The sequence below is a fragment of the Streptomyces sp. NPDC088812 genome, from assembly GCF_044750285.1.
Taxonomy (GTDB): domain Bacteria; phylum Actinomycetota; class Actinomycetes; order Streptomycetales; family Streptomycetaceae; genus Streptomyces.
This window is the reverse complement of sequence record NZ_JBIVJP010000003.1, coordinates 106900-126647: the sequence shown is the minus strand read 5'-3', so window position 1 is coordinate 126647 and position 19748 is coordinate 106900. Positions and strand designations below refer to the sequence as shown.

Genomic DNA, 19748 nt, shown 5'->3' with positions numbered 1-19748 from the left:
GTGACTACTTCCGGTCCTGCTGGAGGGTGGCCCACAGACCGTAGCCGTGCATCGCCTGCACGTCGCGTTCCATCTCCTCGCGGGAACCGCTGGAGACGACCGCCCGGCCCTTGTGGTGGACGTCGAGCATGAGCTTGGTGGCCTTGTCCTTCGGGTAGCCGAAGTACGTCTGGAAGACGTACGTCACGTAGCTCATGAGGTTGACCGGGTCGTTGTGGACGATCGTGACCCAGGGGACGTCCGGCTCGGGTACGGCGAACACCTCCTCCGCCGACTCGGTGCGTTCGATCTCAAGGGGAGCGGGTGACGTCACAGGACCCATGCTGCCACGCATCCCAGAAATCGTCACACCGACGAAAAGGGGGTACCATGTTTGCCATGAACACAGCGGACCTTGGGCTGCCGGTGGACGTCCCTTCGACGGCGCTCTTCACGGACCAGTACGAGTTGACGATGCTGCAGGCCGCCCTGAAAGCGGGGACGGCCGGGCGGCGCAGCGTGTTCGAGGTCTTCACCCGCCGGCTGCCGGAAGGGCGGCGCTACGGCGTGGTGGCGGGCACCGGACGCGTGCTGGACGCCGTGGAGAACTTCCGTTTCGACCCAGGCGTCCTGGGCTTCCTGCGCGAGCGGTCGATCGTCGACGACGAGACACTGGACTGGCTGGCCTCGTACCGCTTCTCGGGTGACATCTGGGGCTACCCGGAGGGCGAGGTGTACTTCCCGGGCTCGCCGATCATGCGGGTGGAGGGCTCCTTCGCCGAGTGCGTGCTGCTGGAGACCGTGATCCTGTCCATCCTCAACCACGACTCCGCGATCGCCGCGGCCGCCTCCCGCATGGCCTCGGCGGCCGGTGAGCGCCCGCTGATCGAGATGGGCGCCCGCCGCACCCACGAGCTGGCCGCCGTCGCCGCCTCGCGCGCCGCGTACGTCGGCGGCTTCGCCACCACCTCCGACCTCGCGGCCGGCTTCCGCTACGGCATCCCCACCGTCGGCACGAGCGCCCACGCCTTCACCCTCCTGCACGACGCCGAACGCGACGCCTTCCGGGCCCAGGTGGACTCGCTGGGCGCGGGCACGACCCTGCTCGTGGACACGTACGACGTCGCCGAGGCCGTCCGGACGGCGGTGGAGGTCGCCGGGCCCGGGCTGGGCGCGGTGCGCATCGACTCCGGCGACCTGCTGCTCGTCGCCCACCGGGTGCGCCAGCAACTCGACGAGCTGGGCGCGACCGGCACGCGGATCGTCGTGACCTCGGACCTCGACGAGTACGCCATCGCCTCGCTGGCGGCGGCCCCGGTGGACGCGTACGGCGTCGGCACCCAGCTGGTGACCGGCTCCGGGCACCCGACCTGCTCGATGGTCTACAAGCTGGTCGCCCGCGCCGAGTCGGCCGACCCGAAGGCGCCGCTGGTGGCGGTGGCGAAGAGGTCGACCGGCGGCAAGACCTCCGTCGGCGGGCGCAAGTGGGCCGCCCGGCGGCTGGACGCGTACGGGGTGGCGGAGGCCGAGGTCGTCGGCACGGGCCCGGTCCCCGACGGGCTGGCCGACCGGCAGCTCCTGGTCGAGCTGGTCAGGGGCGGCGAGGTCGTCGCCCGGGAGTCCCTGGACGTCGCCCGCGACCGGCACGTCGCCGCCCGGGCCGGCCTGCCGATGTCCGCGACCCAGCTCTCGCGCGGAGAACCCGTCCTGGCGACGGAGTACGTCCAGGCGCGCTCGGGTACGTGAGGCGTGTGCCGCCACGCGCTCGGGTCGCGCCCCGCCCCTCCCCCGCCGCCGCCGAAGTCTCCAGGCTCCTACCGTCACCCATAGTCGAAGGACACCCACCATGCGCCGCGCCTTGATCGTCGTAGACGTGCAGAACGACTTCTGCGAGGGAGGCAGCCTCGCGGTGTCCGGGGGTGCCGACGTCGCCGCCGCGATCACCGAGCTGATCGGGCAGGCCCCCGCCGGTTACCGGCACGTCGTGGCCACACGCGACCACCACATCGCGCCCGGCGGCCACTTCGCCGACAACCCCGACTACGTCCACTCCTGGCCCGCGCACTGCGTCGCGGGCACCGAGGGCGTGGGATTCCACCCGAACTTCGCCCCTGCGGTCGCCTCGGGCGCCATCGACGCCGTCTTCGACAAGGGCGCCTACGCGGCCGCGTACAGCGGATTCGAGGGCGCCGACGAGAACGGCGTGACGCTGGGCGACTGGCTGCGGGCACGGGAGATCGACGAGGTGGACGTCGTCGGCATCGCCACCGACCACTGCGTGCGGGCGACCGCGCTGGACGCGGCCCGGGAGGGCTTCCGTACGCAGGTCCTGCTCGACCTGACCGCCGGGGTGGGCCCTCGGACCACCGAGCGGGCGCTGGAGGAACTGCGGGAGGCGGGCGTGGAGCTGTCCGGGAAGCCGGTGGTGCAGTAGGGCCCACCCGGCGGAGGCGGGCCCCGGGCACCGCCCGGGGCCGGACCGGGGCCGGGGGTCACGGCTGGGGTGCCGGGCTCCTCAGCAGGGACCGGATCGGGCGCCACAGCTCGGGGGCCGTGGCGACGGCGCCGTCGGGTGCCGTCCGCCATATCAGGCCGTCGGGGTGGTGCAGGACCGCCGTGATCTCGTCCGGGGTCGGCGGCGCCGCGTTGCCGCGCAGGTAGACGGCGCGCAGGCCCAGGTTGCGGAGCCGGGTCAGGGCCCGGGCGCGGTTGCGGGCGAGGACCAGGACGCGCACTCCCCGGTCGGTGCCGGTGCGCGCGGTGGTGCCGTCGGCGGTGGGGCTGGGCAGGTTCAGTGCCACCACCACGGAGCCGTCGGGCAGCTTGCAGAAGCCTCCTGCGGCCATGCGGTCACACCCCCGTGCGTGTCGGTGTCGATGCGCGTGTCAATAACGAATTCACAGGACGCACCTAAACACGATCGGCGGCGACCCGCCAGGGGGTCGCCGCCGAAGCGCTTCTGACCTGCGAAGACGTCGACTACTTCGCCGACGGTCCGACCTTGACCGTGATCGTCGAGCCGCTCAGGGGCTCGCTGACGATCTTGATCGAGGTGTCGGTGTCAGTGACCTTGACGCCGGCCAGCGGGTTCGACGCGTCGTAGTAGCTCGACGCGCCGTCGTCGAAGACCGGGACGCCGGGACGCGCCTTGATCTTCGTGGCGACGTCGGCCTTGTGCAGCGTGATCGCGTCGGTCGGGTACTGGCTGAAGGTCGAGTCGAAGGCCTGGATGCGGTTGCGCATCAGCGTGCCGTCGGACCACTTCAGCGCGGTCGGGTGGGCGTCGACCGGCAGGATCAGGCCCTCGCCCGGGTGCGCGCTGGTGTTGTCGTCCGCCTGCGAGGTGTCCCACTTCCAGATCAACAGGCCGTTCTGGTACGGGTAGTGCTCCACCCAGTCCGGACGGGTCGTCGAGAAGCCGAAGTTGTACGGACCGACCTTGAGGGTCTTGTCGTACGACACGTACTGGCGGTTCTCGGCGATGTAGTACTGGGCGTAGTCGTCCGTGATGGACGCGCCGACGCGGGTGAAGCCGTCGGCCGTCCAGGCGGCGTCCGCGCTCTCCGCGTCGTCGGAGAACAGGGTCGCGCCGTCGGCGGTCACGGTGATCTCGTCGGCCGCGAAGCCCAGCTGGGCCACGCCGCCGTCGGTGGCGTAGCGGAAGCGCAGGCTGATGTTCTGGCCGGCGTAGGCGTCCAGCGGGAACGTCAGCTTCTGGTAGGCGTCGACCGTGCCGGTGAGGGCGGGCTTGCCGCTGCCGTCGCGCGGGATGGCGGAGCCGTCGGCCAGCGTGCCGTCGATCGGCGTCCAGTCGGTGCCGTCGGTGGACACCTCGGTGTAGAGGTAGTCGTAGTCGGTCTCGATGTCCCACCAGCCGTCGAGGGTGAGGCTCGCGGACGCCTTGCCGGTCAGGTCGACCGAGCGGGTCAGGGTGTTGCGCAGGTCGTCACCGCTGCCGCTCCACCACTGGGTGGCGCCCTGCGCCGGGGTGACGACGTCGGTGGTGACCGTCTTCTCCGGCAGGACGACGACGACGGCCTGCGGGTTCTCGGTGTTGTACTCCGCCACGCCCAGCTTGTGGGTGGACTTCACGCCCGCCTCGGCGACGTCGTAGTCGAGCCAGCCGAGCTGGAGCTTGTCCCAGGCGTTCATGTCGCCGGGCAGGTCACCGATGGTCTCCTTGCCGGTGCCGAGCCAGGAACCGGAGGACATCAGCGTCCAGAAGCCGGTGGAGTTCTCGCCGCCGCCGGAGGTGTCGTACTCGTCGGGCAGACCGAGGTCGTGGCCGTACTCGTGGGCGAAGACGCCGAGTCCGCCGTTCTCCGGCTGGATGGTGTAGTCGCCGACCCAGATGCCGGTGTCGCCGATCTGGGTGCCGCCGAGCTTGTTGGTGTCCGGGCCGGTGGAGCCGGCGTCGGTGGCGAAGGCGTACCAGCGGTGCGCCCAGATGGCGTCCTCGCCCTGGGCGCCGCCGCCCGCGGACTCGTCCTCGCCGGCGTGCACGATCTGGAAGTGGTCGATGTAGCCGTCGGACTCGTTGAAGTCGCCGTCGCCGTCGTGGTCGTAGCGGTCCCACTGGTCGAACTCGGCGAGCTCCGCCTTGATCTCGGCGGCGGTGTCACCGGCGGCCTCGCGCTCGGCCACCCAGGCGTTGACGCCGTCCTGGACGGCGTACCAGGCGCCGGTGGGGGCGTCGTTGGAGCCGTAACGGGCCTCGTTGTAGGGGACCTTGACCCAGTCGGTCACCTCGCCCTCGACCGAGTAGCGGCCCGAGGACTGCTTCTCGTAGTACTTCTTCAGCGACTCGGTGTCCGCGCCGGTGCCGAAGTAGAGGTCCTGGAAGTGCTGCTGGTTGTAATCCGCCTGCCAGGCCGTGCTGTTGTCCTGGGTGCGGTCCGGCTCGGCTATCTCGTTGTGCAGCGGGCCGGTGGTGCCGCCGTAGCGGCTGTCGATCTGGTCGCCGAACTCGACCAGGATCGTGAAGATCTTGTCGGTCTGCTCGCGGCCGAGCTCGACGTACTTGCTGCCGCCCTTCCCGCCCTGGAGCTGCACGACCTTGGAGCCGTCGCGCTCCTTGACCGTGGCCTCGCCGGATATGACCTGCTTGAGGGCCTCCTCGCGCTGGGCCTCCTGCGTCTTGCTGAGCGGCCCGTCGAAGTCGTGCTCGCGGGCCTCGGCCGGCTGCGGGTCCTGCCGGTCGGCCGCCGGGGCCTTCGCCGGCACGCTGTCGGCCGCCTGCGCCACGGCGAACGTCGAGAACGTCGCCGAGGCCGCCGCGAGGGCGACGACCGTGGCGGCCGTCCTGAACGTCCAGGATCTACTCGTCACTTGCTGCCTCCCCTAACGCATCCCTGCCGCACGGATGGGGGATCCATGTCAAGGGATGTCCGCGCGCGGTTATACGCGTGTAGTCAAGTGCCGTCATTTGACTACTGGTTCGCCGGAAAAGACAGACCTTGACTTGGACAGATCAAGTGCTTTATTGGGAGCCGACGTTCGCATTGCGGACACATGACCGTAACGTGACGGGCGCGCACGACCGTCCGGGTACCGAACGGCATGACTCCGTGCGCCCCCTGTGCACCCGGCACCGTGGGTTAGGTCACGCTTACTTCTCGTTCCGCTCGGGCATGCAGGCGAATAGAGTCGAGACCGCCCCCGCTTCCGAGGACACGATTGCCATGCCTCGTCCGACTGTCGCACAGCTCACGTACGGTTCCTGCACCGTGATCTTCTCGGCACTCGCCATGCTGGCGCTGTCGGGGACGAGTTCGGGCTCGCTCATCGCGGTCGTCGCCGTCACCGCGGTCGCCCTCGGCGTACTCGTCGCCATGACGGTGCCGGTCCGCCGGCGGGGTCCCGTCATCGTGGCGCGCTCCACCGTGGACGTGCCCGCACCCGCCTCGGTCGTCCCGGCCGTCCCCGCGGCCACGGCACCCGAGCCCGTCCGGGAACCGTCGGCGTCCTGACCTCCACGACGGCGGCCCCTCCCGGCACGGCAGGGGCCCGCCGTCGTGCCGGCACCGCGTCAGACCACGGCCACCACCACGGTCTTGGCGGCCTTGTCGTGCAGTCCCTGCTTGTAGGGCTTGTCGAAGAAGCTCCAGCCGCCGCAGATCACCGTCCACAGGCACGCGCAGCAGAACGCGAACGGCACCCACAGCACCAGGGCCCGGATCAGCGAGGTCTGCACGGAGGGCGTCGAGCCGTCGTCCAGGTTGGCCACGCGCATGCCGAGCCACTTCTTGCCCAGCGTCCGCCCGGTCCTGGCGATCAGGACGGTGTCGTAGGCGACGTAGAGCACGGCGGCGATCAGGGACTGGGCGAGGGACTTGCCGACCTCGACGCGCTCGCCGTCCATGTCGTACTCGTTGACCCCGAACCCCCACGTCAGCAGCCAGACCACGATCCCCACCAGGATCATGTCGATGATCCTGGCCAGCGTCCGCTTGCCGCTGTCGGCCAGCGGGGGCATGCCGGCCAGCGGGTCGGCCGGATACCCCCCGTACGGATCACCGCCGTAGGGGCCGCCGCCGTGCGGACCGCCGCCGTAGGGGCCGCCGCCGGGGGGCGGGGGCTGTCCGCCGGGGGGCGGGGGCTGTCCGCCGGGGGGTGGCGGCTGCCCGCCCCCGCCCGCACCGCCGTACGGGCTGTCGTACGGCGACCCTTGCGGGCCCTGCCCCTGACCGTACGGGGGCTGCTGCGGGGGCTGCTTCCTGAACGGATCGTCCTCCGGCGGCTCGCCGCCGGAACCGGGGGGCGGTTCGGTCGTCATGGCCCGAGTCGACCGCGAACCCCACGGCCGCGCATCCGGCGAGCGGCCGTCCGGAGTACGCATTTCCCTGCGCCGCCCGCCGTACGGGCGATGGCCGGTCAGTCCGCCACGAACGTGTGCGCCGCCTTGTCGTGCCAGCACTGCCGCCACGGCCGGTCGAACAGGCACCACAGGACACCCACGACACCGACGGCGAGCAGGCCGGACACGCTGTAGACGAGCCAGCGGCGCAGGGCCGCGCCGAAGGACGGCGGCTCATGGCCCTCGATGTCCCGCACCTCCAGCCCGAACAGCCTCTTGCCCAGCGTGCGCCCCCACTTGGCGGTCGGCAGCGCCTCGTACAGGATCCCGGCCACCAGCAGCACCGCGAGGACGATGCCGAGGTATACCGACGTCGTGCCGTCCAGCAGCCAGACGGTGACGGTCTCCCCGGTCAGCTCGGCCGCCTCGATCTTGTCGTTGACGTGGTCGACGGCCCTGGCGCCGAGCGGGACGGCGGCCGCGGAGGTGACGGCGCCGAGGACGAGCGAGTCGACGAGGCGGGCGGCCAGCCGCTTGCCGAGCCCCGCCGGACGGGCCGCCGCCTGCCGCCGGGCGGCCGCCTGGAAGAGGTCCTCGACCGGCGGCTTCCACGGCACGACCGGCTGGTCGTCACCGGCCCCCGCCAGCCGGTGCACCTGCTGCTGCCAGGAGGGCTGCCCACCGCCGGGGCCCGCGCTCATCGGGCCCGCGCTCATCGGCGCGGGCTGGGGGCCGGCGGGGGCGGCCGGGGAGGGCTGGGGGCCGGTGGACTGCGGGCCGGTGGACTGCGGGGGGATGTTCGGGGTGGCCTGTCGGGGGCCGGAGAAGGCGGGGCCGGAGCCCTGAGCGGCGGACGGGTCCGCGGTCCGGGCGGGCGGCAGGCCCGTGGGACCCTGCGCGGCCGGTGCGGCCGGTGCGGCCGGTGCGGCCGGTGCGGCCGGTGCGGCGACCTGGGCCTGCCCCGCTTGCGCGGCCTGCGACGCCTGCGCGGCCGCGGCGCGTTCGGCGGCGGCCCTGCCCGCGGCGAAGCCGGGCTTGGCGGCGGGCGCGGAGCCGCCCGGAGCGGACGGGGCGGCCGGGGCAGCGGGGGCAGCAGGGGCGGACGGGGGGCCGAAACCGGCACCGGGCACGCCGACCGGCCCCTGGGCGGCGCCGAGACCCGCGGCGGCCTCACCGGAGCCGGGCGCGCCCACGGGCCCCTGGGCCCCGAAGCCGCCGCCCGAGACGGCCGCGCCCGGCCCGCCGTAGCCAGGCGCGCCGGAACCGCTCCCGGGCACGCCGGGCACTCCGGGCACTCCGGGCACTCCGGAGACCGCACCCGCACCCGCGGAGCCCGGCGGGCCGAAGCCCGCCGCCGGGGATCCCGGGGTTCCGGCCGTCCCCGGCGCCCCCGGAGTGCCCGGAGCCCCGGGGTTCCCCGGAGTCGGCCGGGCCGGTCCGGCAGGTGCGCCCGTGCTTCCGGGCTGCGCCCCGGGCGCCCCGTCAGGGCGGGGCGTGCGCGGGACGGGCGCGCGGAAGGTCATGGTGCCGTCGTCGGAGCCGGGGCCACCGGGGTGGGAGGCGGCGGGCGGGGCGGCCGCGGGGGCGGATCCGGCCGTCGGACGGCGGAAGACGAACGTGCTGCCGGAACCGGCCCGGTCCGCGCCCTCGCCCGGCTGGGCCGGAGGGGCCGTCGCCGTGCCCTCGCCGCCGGCCGGCCGTCCGTCCGGCGGGGCCGCGCCCACGCGCGGGTCCGGGCCCTGCGGACCGGCCCAGGACGCCTGGCGGTCCTGGGCCCCGCCGAAGCCGGAGCGGTGGGAGCCGTCGGCGCCCCACGCGGACGACGGTCCGTCAGGAGCGCCGTACGGTCCGGCCGGTGCCGGGTCCTCGTCGAAGAAGTGCGGGCCGGTCTCCTCCACGGACGCCGGGGGAGCCGCCGGCCGCGCGCCGGACGGAGGCGTGAGCGGTTCGCCGTCGGACGGCGCCGGGCGGCTGGTGCCGGGCACCCAGGAGGCACCGTTCCAGTACCGGACGTATCCAGGGATGGACGGGTCCGGGTAATACCCTTCGCGGGGCCTGTCGTCGCCGGGGGCCGGGGTTGGGGCGCTCATGTCCGTCGTCCCGTATCTGCTCGGGGGTGGGATGGGGGGCTCCACATCTATCAGACGAGCGCAACCCCCACCGCCAGTCCCGCAGTACCCGCCCCGTTCCGGGCAACGGCGTGCACACCCTTCACACGTTCGGACCGCCGGCGAAAGAAATTCCGGGAACCCGCGTAATGCTCCGGGCCCGGCCCGCTCTCCCTCCCGTACGGGTCACGAGGACCCCGTACGGAACGGCACCGAAAGGAGAACGGACATGCATCCCACCGTGGTGGAGCGCGAACTGGAGGTCAGGCTCGTCCTGTCACCGGAGCGGAGCGTCCCGGTCCCGGCCCGGTTCGGCTACCGCAGCGACGACCCCTTCGCCGTGCACATCACCTTCCACATCGACTCCGAACGGCCCGTCGACTGGACGTTCGCCCGCGAACTGCTGGTGGAGGGCGTGTTCCGGCCGTGCGGGCACGGGGACGTACGGGTGTGGCCGGCGAAGGCGGACGGGCGCGGTGTCGTGCTGCTGGCGCTGTGCTCACCCGACGGCGACGCGCTGCTGGAGGCACCGGCGGCCCAGGTCGCGGCCTGGCTGGAGCGGACGCTGCGGCTGGTGCCGCCCGGCACCGAGGGCGGGCGGCTGGGGATCGACGACGCCCTGGCCGACCTGCTGGCCCCCGCGCCCGCGGACGAACCGTGGGGACACGGCCCCCGCGACCCCCTGGCCCCGCGGTGCGCGTGGCCGTCGGACGGGTCCGCGGACGCGGAGTGAGCCGTCGCGGGAGGTCGGAACAGTTCGCCCGGATTCAGAACAGTTCGCACCGGATTCAGAACAGCTTGCCCGGGTTGAGGATGCCGAGCGGGTCGAAGACGTCCTTGACGGCCCGCTGCATCTCCAGGCCCACCGGGCCGATCTCGCGCGCCAGCCACTCCTTCTTCAGTACGCCCACCCCGTGCTCGCCGGTGATCGTGCCGCCGAGTTCCAGACCGAGGGCCATGATCGCGTCGAAGGACTCGCGGGCGCGCCGGACCTCGTCGGGGTCCCGGGCGTCGAAGCAGACCGTCGGGTGGGTGTTGCCGTCGCCCGCGTGGGCGACGACGCCGATGGTCAGCCGGTACTTCTCGGCGATCCGCTCGACGCCGTCGATCATGTCGCCGAGCCGCGACCGGGGCACGCACACGTCGTCGACCATGGTGGTGCCCTTGGCGGCCTCCAGCGCGACGAGCGTGGACCGCCGGGCCTGGAGCAGCAGTTCGGACTCGGCCGCGTCCTCGGCGGGGACGACCCGGGTGGCGCCGGCGGCCTCGCACAGCGCGCCGACGGCGGCGAGGTCGGCCGCCGGGTCGGTGGTGTCGAAGGCGGCGAGCAGCAGGGCCTCGGTGGCCTCGGGCAGGCCCATGTGCGTGAGCTCGTTGACGGCCCGGACGGTCGTCCGGTCCATGAGTTCGAGGAGGGACGGCACGTGCCCGGCCTCCATGATCCGGCACACGGCGTCGCAGGCGGCGGCGCCCGACGCGAACTCGGCGGCCAGCACGAGCTGCGCGGGCGGCTTCGGCTTCAGCGCGAGGACGGCGCGCACGACGACACCGAGCGAGCCCTCGGAGCCGACGAAGAGGCGGGTCAGGTCGTACCCGGCGACGCCCTTGGCGGTGCGGCGGCCGGTGGACATCAGGCGGCCGTCGGCGAGGACGACGTCGAGGCCGAGGACGTACTCGGCCGTCACCCCATACTTCACGCAGCACAGGCCGCCGGAGGCGGTGCCGATGTTGCCGCCGATCGTGCACGTCTCCCAGCTGGAGGGGTCCGGCGGGTAGGACAGGCCGTACTCGCCCACCGCCCGGGAGAGCGCCGCGTTGACGACGCCCGGCTCGACGACGGCGATGCGGTCGACCGGGTCGATCTCCAGGATCCGGTCCATCTTCGTCAGGGAGAGCACGACGCAGCCGTCGGTGGCGTTGGCGGCGCCCGACAGTCCGGTGCGGGCGCCCTGCGGGACGACCGGGACGCGCAGCTCGGTGGCGGTGCGCAGGACGTGCTGGACCTGTTCGACCGTGCGCGGCAGCACCACCACGGCCGGGCTGCCGGCCGGACAGAAGCTCGCCATGTCGTGGGCGTACGAGGCGGTGACGTCGGGGTCGGTGAGGACGGCCTCGGCGGGCAGGCCGTCCAGCAGACGGGCCGGCAGACGCTCCGGGAGGCCGCCGGTCGCTTCGTCGAGGGGAGCTTCGATACGGCTCATGATCACAGCGTCGCACCCGGGGCCATCGGTGTGAACCCCGTCCGCGGCACCCGGCGGAAGCTGTAATCCGGTCGTCGTACTGGCGCACAGTGAGCGCCATGGACAGCGCCGTGCAGACCGAAGCCGCGGACCGGCAGCCGCGGACCCCCGCGCCCCGTGGAGGGGCCCGGCCGGACCGCTCCCGGCCGGACCGCTTCCGGCGGCGGCGCCGGCTGGTCCTGGGCGCACTGGCCGGATGCCTGGCGCTGGGCGGGGTGCTCGTGCCGGTGCTCGGCGAGCGGGGGCGGCCGCCCGGACCGCTGCCGGGGGCGCAGGCCGACACGGCGGTGCGCACCGGGGTCGCGGCCGCGCTGCCCGACCTGGCCGCGCTGATCGACGAGCGCGAGGACCGGGTGCGCGACCGTCCCGGGGACGGCCGGGCCTGGGCGGTCCTCGGCGCGGCCTACCTGGAGCGGGGCCGGCGCACCGCCGACGCCGCCGTCTTCTACCCGAAGGCCGAGCGGGCGCTGCGCACGTCGCTGAAGGTGCGCCCGCACCGCAACGCCGAGGCGCTCACCGGCCTGGCCGCCCTCGCCAACGCCCGCCGCGACTTCCGGACGGCCCGGGCGTGGGGCGAGGCCGCGCGCAAGGCGGCGCCGAAGCAGTGGACGACGTACGCGCAGCTCATCGACGCCTACACCGGGCTCGGCGACCACAAGAAGGCCCGCTCATCGCTGGACCGGATGACGGCGCTGCGGTCCGGTACGGCGGTGCGGGGGCGGGCGGCGGCCGCCTACCGGGACCGGGGCTGGCGCGAGGACGCGGCGGCCGCGCTGTCCGACGCGGCGGCGGGGGCGGCGACGGCCGCCGAGGAGGCGGCGTGGCGGGAGCGGGCCGGGCAGCTCGCCTTCGAGCGCGGCGATGCGGAGGCGGCCCTGCGGTACTTCCGGGAGGCGGTGCGCCTCGACGCCGACCAGCGGGCCGCGCAGGCCGGGCAGGGGCGGGTGCTGGCGGCCCTCGGGCGGACGACGGAGGCGGTGGACGCGTACCGGTCGGCGCTCGCCCGGCAGCCGCTGCCGGGTTACGCGCTGGAGCTGGGCGAGCTGTACGAGTCGCTGGGGATGGTCCGGGCGGCCCGGGTGCAGTACGACCTGGTGCGGACGCGGGTGCGCCGGGAGGCGGTCGGCGGGATCGACGGGGACCTGGTCCTCGGCCGGCTGGAGGCCGACCACGGGGATCCGGCCGAGGCCGTGCGGCGGCTGCGCGCCGAGTGGCGGCGGCAGCCGGGCGTCGAGGTCGCGGACGCGCTGGGGTGGGCGCTGCACCGGGACGGCCGGGACGCGGAGGCGCTGCGGTACGCCATGATCGCCACCGACCGGGCGCACGGCGGCGCGGTGCGCAGCGCGCCGTACGCCTACCACCGGGGGATGATCGAGCTCGGGCTGAGGAAGCACGGGCCGGCCCGGCGGTACCTCACCGAGGCGCTGCGGATCAACCCGTTCTTCTCCCTGTCGGACGTGCGCGCGGCCCGGGCGGCCCTGGCTGAGCTGGGCGAGCCGTCGCCGGCGGCGCCCCCGGAGGTGACCGCCACCTGGCCCGCTCCGCAGGACGACGCACCCGGTACGGCCTCCGCCGGGCGGTCCTCGCGGGACGGCGCTCCCGGCGCGGCGTCCGCCGGGCGGTCTCCGCGGAACACCGCTCCCGGTGCGGCCTCCGCCAGGCGGTCTCCGCGGGACGGCGCTCCCGGTGCGGCCTCCGCCGGGCGGTCGCCCCAGGAGGACGGCGCTCCCGGTGGGGCCTCCGCGGAGCCGTCCGAGCGGGGCGGTTCCCGCGCGGAGACCGAGCGGTCCGAGCGGGACGGCTCGCGCTCGGGGACCGAGCGGTCCGAGCGGTCCGAGCAGTCCGAGCAGTCCGAGCAGTCCGAGCAGGACGGTTCCCGCTCGGAGGCCTCCGCCGAGCCGTCCTCGCCGGGCGGCCGGTCCCAGTAGGAGCGCCTGCCGGCTGTCGTAGGGCCTGTCGGCGGTCGTAGGGCCTGTCGGCGGTCGTAGGGCCTGTCGGCGGTCGTAGGGCCTGCTAGAGGTTGCCGCGCCGGGCCTGCTCCCGTTCGATCGCCTCGAACAGGGCCTTGAAGTTGCCCTTGCCGAAGCCCATCGAGCCGTGCCGTTCGATGAGTTCGAAGAACACCGTCGGGCGGTCCTGGACCGGCTTGGTGAAGATCTGGAGCAGGTAGCCGTCCTCGTCGCGGTCGGCGAGGATCTTCAGTTCGCGCAGGGTCTTCACGGGGACGCGGGTGTCGCCGACCCATTCGCCGAGGGTGTCGTAGTACGAGTCGGGGGTGTCGAGGAACTGCACCCCGGCGGCGCGCAGGGTGCGGACCGTCCCGACGATGTCGTCGGTGTTGAGCGCGATGTGCTGGACGCCGGCGCCGCCGTAGAACTCCAGGTACTCGTCGATCTGCGACTTCTTCTTGGCGACGGCGGGCTCGTTGATCGGGAACTTGACCTTGAGCGTGCCGTCGGCGACGACCTTCGACATCAGCGCGCTGTACTCGGTGGCGATGTCGTCGCCCACGAACTCCTTCATGTTCGTGAAGCCCATGACCCGGTGGTAGAAGCCGACCCATTCGTTCATCCGGCCGAGTTCCACGTTGCCGACGCAGTGGTCGATCGCCTGGAAGGTGCGGTGGGCCGGCGGCTCGGCGACCGGGCTCGCGGCGACGAAGCCGGGCAGGTAGGGGCCGTCGTAGCCGGTGCGTTCGACGAGCGTGTGGCGGGTCTCGCCGTAGGTGGCGATCGCGGCCAGCACGACGGTGCCGTGCTCGTCCTTCAGCTCGTACGGCTCGGCGACCGGGCGGGCGCCGTGCTCCACGGCGTGGGCGTACGCGGCGCGCGCGTCGGGGACCTCGAGGGCGAGGTCGACCACCCCGTCGCCGTGTTCGGCCACGTGCCGGGCGAGGAAGTGGCCCCAGGTGCTGTCGGGCCTGATCACCGAGGTGACGACGAAACGCGCCGAGCCGTTCTCCAGGACGTAGGAGGCGGTCTCGCGGCTTCCGTTCTCCGGTCCGGAGTACGCGACCAGCCGCATGCCGAAGGCGGTGGAGTAGTAGTGCGCCGCCTGTTTGGCGTTGCCCACGGCGAAGACGACCGCGTCCATTCCCTTGACCGGGAAGGGGTCGGCCTGCCGGACGGTGTCGGGAGTGTGCTGTGTGGTCTGCGTCATGTCCGAAGCCTCGCGCCGCCCCGCAAGGTGCGCAACACTTCGCTGGTCCGGTGGGCAGTCTGCCCAGCACCACGGCGGTCCCGGCGGGCTTTCTGTACAGGCTGACCATCTCGGAGGCAGGGTATGGCGATCGATCGTCTGGACGGCCGGATCATCGTGCTGCTGGCCCGGGAGCCGCGCATCGGCGTGCTGGAGATGTCCCGGCGGCTGGGGGTGGCGCGGGGCACCGTGCAGGCGCGGCTCGACCGGCTTCAGTCGAACGGAGTCATCCGCGGGTTCGGTCCCGAGGTGGACCCGGCGGCCCTCGGCTACCCGGTCACGGCGTTCGCCACGCTGGAGATCCGGCAGGGGCAAGGGGCCGACGTACGGGCGCACTTGGCGGGCGTCGCGGAGGTGCTGGAGCTGCACACCACTACCGGCAGCGGGGACATGCTGTGCCGGCTGGTGGCCCGCTCCAACGCGGACCTCCAGCGGGTGATCGACCGGGTTGTCGGCTTTGATGGGATCGTCCGGGCCTCCACCGCGATCGTGATGGAGAACGCCGTTCCGCTGCGGATCATCCCGTTGGTGGAGCAGGCGGCCCTGGGACCGGGAGACGAACCGACCGACTCGGGGTGAGGCGCGTGAACTTCTGGGAGTACCTGGGCAACCGTCACCAGCAGTTGCTCACCGACGCCTTGCAGCACGCCAGCGTCGTCTTCCAGTGCATGGTCGTGGCGACGGTGCTCGGTGTGCTGATCGCGGTCGTCACCTACCGCAGCGGCTGGGCCGGCAACCTCGCCACCACCGCCACCTCCACCGTCCTGACCGTCCCGTCCCTCGCCATGATCGGTCTGCTGATCCCGCTGGTGGGCCTGGGTGTGCCGCCGACGGTGATCGCGCTGACCCTGTACGGGCTGCTGCCGGTCGTACGGAACGCGATCGTGGGCCTGCGGGGTGTCGACCCGTCCCTGGTGGAGGCGGCGACGGGCATCGGGATGTCCCGGCTGACACGGCTGGCGCGGGTGGAGCTGCCGCTGGCCTGGCCGCCGGTCCTGACCGGCATCCGGGTCTCCACGCAGATGCTGATGGGCATCGCCGCCATCGCCGCGTACGCCTCGGGGCCCGGCCTCGGCAACGAGATCTTCCGCGGCATCGCCTCCCTGGGCAGCAAGAACGCGCTCAACCAGGTCCTCTCGGGCACGCTGGGGATCATCGTCCTGGCGCTGCTGTTCGACGCCGCCTACGTCCTGGTCGGACGGCTGACGATTCCGAGGGGGATCCGTGCCTGAGGCCCGGCCCGGCTCCCCGGACACGTCCGTCTCCCACGGCGCGACGATCGAGCTGGAGAACCTCACCAAGCACTACCCCGGCAGTGCGCAGCCGGCCGTGGACAACGTCAACATGGAGATCAAGGCGGGCGAGACCGTCATCTTCGTCGGGCCGTCGGGCTGCGGGAAGTCGACCACCCTGAAGATGATCAACCGGCTGATCGAGCCGAGCGGCGGCCGCATCCGCATCGACGGCGAGGACGTCACCGACATCGACCCGGTGCGGCTGCGCCGCAAGGTCGGCTACGCCATCCAGTCGTCCGGCCTCTTCCCGCACATGACCGTCGCGCAGAACGTCGCGGTCGTGCCGCGGATGCTGGGCTGGCCGAAGGGCCGGACCAGGGACCGGGTGGACGAGATGCTCGACCTGGTCGGCCTCGACCCCGCGGAGTTCCGCGGCCGCTATCCGCGCCAGCTCTCCGGCGGACAGCAGCAGCGCGTGGGCGTGGCGCGGGCGCTGGCGGCGGATCCGCCGGTGCTGCTGATGGACGAGCCGTTCGGCGCCGTGGACCCGATCACCCGCGACCACCTCCAGGACGAGCTGATCCGGCTCCAGCACGAACTGCACAAGACGATCGTGTTCGTCACCCACGACTTCGACGAGGCGATCAAGCTGGGTGACCGGATCGCGGTGCTGCGCGAGCGCTCGCACATCGCACAGTTCGACACCCCGGAGGCCATCCTCACCAACCCGGCGGACGACTTCGTGTCCGGGTTCGTGGGCGCGGGGGCGGCCCTGAAGCGGCTGAACCTCACCCGCGTACGGGACGTCGAGGTCACCGGCTACCCGACGGTGAGCGTGGAGGACCCGTTGCAGACCGTCTTCAACCGGCTGCGCACCAGCGGCACGAACGAGATCCTGCTGCTGGACCGGCGGGGCCGCCCCTACAAATGGCTGCGGCGCGGCGACCTGATGCGCGCCAAGGGCTCGCTGGCCCGCGCGGGCACGCTGGTGAGCGACACCGTGACCAGGGACGCGACGCTGCGGGACGCGCTGGAGGCGGTGCTGACGGACAACACCGGCAGAGTCGCGGTCACCGGGCGGCGCGGCGAGTACATCGGCGTCGTCGACATGGAGACGCTGCTGAACTCCGTGCACGAACTGCTGGAGGCCGACCGGCTGGAGGCGCTGGAGGCCCAGCACGACCTGGAGGAGGCGCGGGCCCCGCAGACACACGCGGAGCAGGAGGGCCACGGCGGGGAGGTGAAGGCATGAGGAACCCGGAACCGGTCGAGGAGACGGTGAGGGACGAGGAGGCGCCCGGCCGGGACGGCACCGGGGGCCCGCCGCCGGCGCCCGGTCCCCCGCGGCGCCGCTTCACCTGGCAGCAGCTGACGATCCTGCCCGCCTTCCTGGTCGCCCTGCTGCTCGCCACCTGGCTGTGGTTCCAGCAGGCGGACCTGGACACGATCTCCGAGAACGCGCTGTCCGGCGGACAGGTGTCGAAGGCGCTGTGGCAGCACATCGAACTGACCGTGATCTCCACCTTCTTCGTGCTGGTCATCGCGATCCCGCTGGGCATCCTGCTCACCCGCATGCCCCTGCGCAGGGCCACCCCCTTCGCGATGGCCATGGCCAACATGGGCCAGGCCACCCCCGCGATCGGTCTGCTCGCGCTGCTGGTGATCTGGCTGGGCACGGGCGAGAAGGCGGCCCTGATCGGCATCATCGTCTACGCCATCCTGCCGGTGCTCTCCAACACCATCGCCGGTCTGAAGGCGAACGACCCGACAGTGCTGGAGGCGGCGCGCGGCATCGGGATGTCACCGGTGGGCGTGCTCGCCAAGGTGGAGCTGCCGCTGGCGGTCCCGCTGATCCTGGCCGGTGTCCGCACCGCCCTCGTCCTGAACGTCGGCACGGCGACCCTGGCGACCTTCGGCGGGGGCGGCGGGCTCGGCGTCCTGATCACCGCCGGCATCACCAACCAGCGGATGCCGGTGCTGGTGCTCGGCTCCGTCCTCACCGTCGCCCTGGCCCTGCTGGTGGACTGGCTGGCCTCGCTGGCCGAGGTGCTGCTGCGGCCGCGGGGGCTGGAGGTGGGCGGATGAGGCAATGGAGGCGGACGGGACCACGGAGGCGGACGAGACCCGTGAGGCGGGTCCGGCGGACGGCCGGGTGCCTCGCCGGGGCGCTGGTGCTGGCCTCCGGCTGCGGCCTGACCAGCGGCTCCCCCATGGTCGACGACGTCTCGCCCGGGTCGATCGGGCAGGGCGAGCCGCTCAAGGGCGCGCATCTCACCGTGACGTCGAAGTCGTTCACCGAGAACCTGATCCTCGGCGCCATGCTGGGCATCGCCTTCCAGGCGGCCGGCGCCGACGTCCTGGACCGCACCGGCATCCAGGGCTCCATCGGCGGCCGCGAGGCCATCCGCAACGGGGACGCCGACGCCATGTACGAGTACACGGGCACCGCCTGGATCACGTACCAGGGCAACAGCGAGCCCATCACCGACCCGCGCAGGCAGTGGGAGGCCGTGCGCGACGCGGACGTGCGCAACGGGGTGACATGGCTGCCGCCGTCCCGGCTGAACAACACCTACGCGCTGGCGATGAACCAGGCCAACTACAAGAAGTACCGCACCAGGACGCTGTCGGAGGTGGCCGCGCTGTCCCGGTCCGACCCGTCCGCCGTCACCCTGTGCGTCGAGGGCGAGTTCGCCAACCGGGCGGACGGGCTGCCGGGCATGCAGGAGGCGTACGGCATGGACGTGCCGGCGTCGCGGATCACCCAGATGGACACCGGCATCATCTACACGGAGACGGCGAAGGGGAGCTGCACGTACGGGGAGGTGTTCACCACCGACGGGCGCATCAAGTCCATGAACCTGGTGGTGATGGAGGACGACAAGAAGTTCTTCCCCAACTACAACGCCGCCCCGGTGATCAACACCAGGACCTTCGAGAAGTGGCCGGCGATCGCGGACGTCATCGACCCGGTCACCGCGAAGCTGGACAACACGGTGGCCCAGGACCTGAACGCGAAGGTGGACGTGGACGGCGAGGACCCGCACCAGGTGGCGCTGGACTGGATGAAGGAACAGGGGTTCGTGAAGTAGGCCGACAGGGCCTGGGACCTGCCGCTCAGCAGCTCGGTACGGAGCCCTTGCCCTTCGCCAGGGCGGTCAGGGAGTCCACCGCCCCCTTCAGGGTCGTCACCGGGATCAGCCGCAGCCCTGCGGGCAGCTCGGCCCGGGCGTCCGCGCACTCGTCCTTCGGTACGAGGAAGACGGTGGCGCCGTCCCGGCGGGCGGCCTGCGTCTTCAGCGCGACCCCGCCGACCGCGCCGACGGTGCCGTCGGCGTCGATGGTGCCCGTCCCGGCGACGGTACGGCCGCCCGTGAGGTCACCGCCGCTGCCGTCGCCGTCCAGCTTGTCGACGATGCCCAGGGAGAACAGCAGACCGGCGCTGGGACCGCCGACGTCGGCGAGCCTCAGCGTGACCTCGACGCCGTCGTCGGTACGGCCGAGGTACCGCAGCGCCGCCTCGGTCGCGGCGTCCTGGGACTCCTCCATCTGCTCGGTGTTGTACCGCTCGATCTCCTCGGTGCTGTCACCGCTGGGGTACACCGAGTCCCGCGGCATGATCGCCTGGTCGGTGCGGAACCAGCCGTCGACCACGTCCTCCAGCGAGATCCGCGCGTCCGGACCGGTCGCCTCGATGGTCGTCATCCGCAGCTGCCCCCGGGTCTCCCGGGGGGTCGCGCCGGAGATCGTGATGACCGGGGTGCCCTTGTTCTCCCCCAGCACATCCGCCGTCATCCCCGGCTGCGCCACCGAGAACGGCAACGGCGCCAGCCCCGCCGTCGCGAGCAGGGCGACGAGGGGCAGGGCACAGACGGCCAGGGCCTGGAGACGCGTGAGGCGTGAGAGCACGGAGTCAATCTAACGCGAGCGGGTGACGCGGCCGCGGGGGCGGTGGTCAGGCCCGACAGCCGCAGGCAGCACGACGACCGGGCCCACCCGACACAGCCGAGCCGCGGACAGTCGCGCCGCAGGGATGGGCGCGGCAGCACCCCGCAGCGTGCCGAGCCGCAGGCAATCGTGCCCCAGCCAGCACGCCGACCGGGCCCACCCGACACAGCCGAGCCGCGGACAGTCGCGCCGCAGGGATGGGCGCGGCAGCACCCCGCAGCGTGCCGAGCCGCAGGCAATCGTG

17 protein-coding genes and 1 pseudogene are annotated in these 19748 nt (G+C 72.9%); 10 read left to right on the top strand and 8 right to left on the bottom strand.

Features of this window, described 5'->3' with window-relative positions; genetic code table 11:
- Positions 1-4: 4 nt before the first annotated feature.
- The gene (gene clpS, locus ACIP67_RS06685; protein WP_401689249.1) at positions 5-322 is read right to left on the bottom strand and encodes an ATP-dependent Clp protease adapter ClpS; all 318 of its coding nucleotides are present in this window, start codon (positions 320-322) and stop codon (positions 5-7) included.
- 56 nt (positions 323-378) lie between these two features.
- On the opposite strand from clpS, the gene ACIP67_RS06680 reads away from it, so the two are divergent.
- Together ACIP67_RS06680 and ACIP67_RS06675 are read left to right on the top strand one after the other, a co-directional pair.
- Positions 379-1725 (top strand): nicotinate phosphoribosyltransferase, encoded by a 1347-nt coding sequence (locus tag ACIP67_RS06680; protein ID WP_401688377.1) that lies wholly within the window; start codon positions 379-381, stop codon positions 1723-1725.
- A gap of 100 nt (positions 1726-1825) precedes the next feature.
- Positions 1826-2413 (top strand): nicotinamidase, encoded by a 588-nt coding sequence (locus tag ACIP67_RS06675; protein ID WP_401688374.1) that lies wholly within the window; start codon positions 1826-1828, stop codon positions 2411-2413.
- Between the two features lie 58 nt (positions 2414-2471).
- On the opposite strand, the gene ACIP67_RS06670 is transcribed toward ACIP67_RS06675, so the two are convergent.
- Positions 2472-2825, bottom strand: a complete 354-nt coding sequence (locus ACIP67_RS06670) for a hypothetical protein (protein ID WP_401688371.1) — start codon at positions 2823-2825, stop codon at positions 2472-2474.
- A gap of 133 nt (positions 2826-2958) precedes the next feature.
- Complete coding sequence (locus ACIP67_RS06665; protein ID WP_401688368.1) at positions 2959-5307, bottom strand: immune inhibitor A domain-containing protein; 2349 nt, start codon at positions 5305-5307, stop codon at positions 2959-2961.
- A 353-nt stretch (positions 5308-5660) separates the two neighbouring features.
- Between ACIP67_RS06665 and ACIP67_RS06660 the strand changes: the two genes are divergently transcribed.
- Complete coding sequence (locus ACIP67_RS06660; RefSeq protein ID WP_401688365.1) at positions 5661-5948, top strand: hypothetical protein; 288 nt, start codon at positions 5661-5663, stop codon at positions 5946-5948.
- 59 nt (positions 5949-6007) lie between these two features.
- Here the strand turns inward: ACIP67_RS06660 and ACIP67_RS06655 are convergent, their stop codons facing one another.
- Both ACIP67_RS06655 and ACIP67_RS06650 read right to left on the bottom strand, forming a co-directional pair.
- Positions 6008-6754, bottom strand: coding sequence for an RDD family protein (locus tag ACIP67_RS06655; protein WP_401688362.1), 747 nt, complete (start codon positions 6752-6754; stop codon positions 6008-6010).
- A gap of 98 nt (positions 6755-6852) precedes the next feature.
- The gene (locus ACIP67_RS06650) at positions 6853-8865 is read right to left on the bottom strand and encodes an RDD family protein (protein WP_401688359.1); all 2013 of its coding nucleotides are present in this window, start codon (positions 8863-8865) and stop codon (positions 6853-6855) included.
- A gap of 247 nt (positions 8866-9112) precedes the next feature.
- On the opposite strand from ACIP67_RS06650, the gene ACIP67_RS06645 reads away from it, so the two are divergent.
- On the top strand, positions 9113-9616 hold the full coding sequence (locus tag ACIP67_RS06645; protein ID WP_401688356.1) for an SsgA family sporulation/cell division regulator: 504 nt from the start codon (positions 9113-9115) through the stop codon (positions 9614-9616).
- 55 nt (positions 9617-9671) lie between these two features.
- Here ACIP67_RS06645 and ACIP67_RS06640 read toward each other — a convergent pair whose 3' ends face one another.
- Positions 9672-11090, bottom strand: coding sequence for an FAD-binding oxidoreductase (locus tag ACIP67_RS06640; RefSeq protein ID WP_401688353.1), 1419 nt, complete (start codon positions 11088-11090; stop codon positions 9672-9674).
- 92 nt (positions 11091-11182) lie between these two features.
- On the opposite strand from ACIP67_RS06640, the pseudogene ACIP67_RS06635 reads away from it, so the two are divergent.
- Positions 11183-12643, top strand: a pseudogene (locus tag ACIP67_RS06635) (tetratricopeptide repeat protein); the annotation flags it as partial.
- Between the two features lie 493 nt (positions 12644-13136).
- On the opposite strand, the gene hppD reads toward ACIP67_RS06635, so the two are convergent.
- Positions 13137-14282, bottom strand: a complete 1146-nt coding sequence (hppD, locus tag ACIP67_RS06630; protein ID WP_401688350.1) for a 4-hydroxyphenylpyruvate dioxygenase — start codon at positions 14280-14282, stop codon at positions 13137-13139.
- Positions 14283-14405: 123 nt separating this feature from the next.
- On the opposite strand from hppD, the gene ACIP67_RS06625 reads away from it, so the two are divergent.
- The 5 genes from ACIP67_RS06625 to ACIP67_RS06605 are packed head-to-tail and all read left to right on the top strand — an operon-like array spanning position 14406 to position 18648.
- Positions 14406-14900: an Lrp/AsnC family transcriptional regulator gene (locus tag ACIP67_RS06625; RefSeq protein ID WP_401688347.1), complete on the top strand. Its 495-nt coding sequence runs from the start codon at positions 14406-14408 to the stop codon at positions 14898-14900.
- A 5-nt stretch (positions 14901-14905) separates the two neighbouring features.
- Complete coding sequence (locus tag ACIP67_RS06620) at positions 14906-15553, top strand: ABC transporter permease (RefSeq protein ID WP_401688344.1); 648 nt, start codon at positions 14906-14908, stop codon at positions 15551-15553.
- On the top strand, positions 15546-16808 hold the full coding sequence (locus ACIP67_RS06615) for a betaine/proline/choline family ABC transporter ATP-binding protein (protein WP_401688341.1): 1263 nt from the start codon (positions 15546-15548) through the stop codon (positions 16806-16808). The genes ACIP67_RS06620 and ACIP67_RS06615 overlap by 8 nt, the downstream gene beginning before the upstream one ends.
- On the top strand, positions 16805-17641 hold the full coding sequence (locus ACIP67_RS06610) for an ABC transporter permease (protein ID WP_401688338.1): 837 nt from the start codon (positions 16805-16807) through the stop codon (positions 17639-17641). The genes ACIP67_RS06615 and ACIP67_RS06610 overlap by 4 nt, the downstream gene beginning before the upstream one ends.
- A complete protein-coding gene (locus ACIP67_RS06605; RefSeq protein ID WP_401688335.1) occupies positions 17638-18648 on the top strand; it encodes a glycine betaine ABC transporter substrate-binding protein in 1011 nt (336 codons plus the stop codon). Before ACIP67_RS06610 ends, ACIP67_RS06605 begins: the two co-directional genes overlap by 4 nt.
- Positions 18649-18673: 25 nt before the next feature.
- Here the strand turns inward: ACIP67_RS06605 and ACIP67_RS06600 are convergent, their stop codons facing one another.
- On the bottom strand, positions 18674-19465 hold the full coding sequence (locus tag ACIP67_RS06600; protein WP_401688332.1) for a PDZ domain-containing protein: 792 nt from the start codon (positions 19463-19465) through the stop codon (positions 18674-18676).
- Positions 19466-19748: the final 283 nt, after the last annotated feature.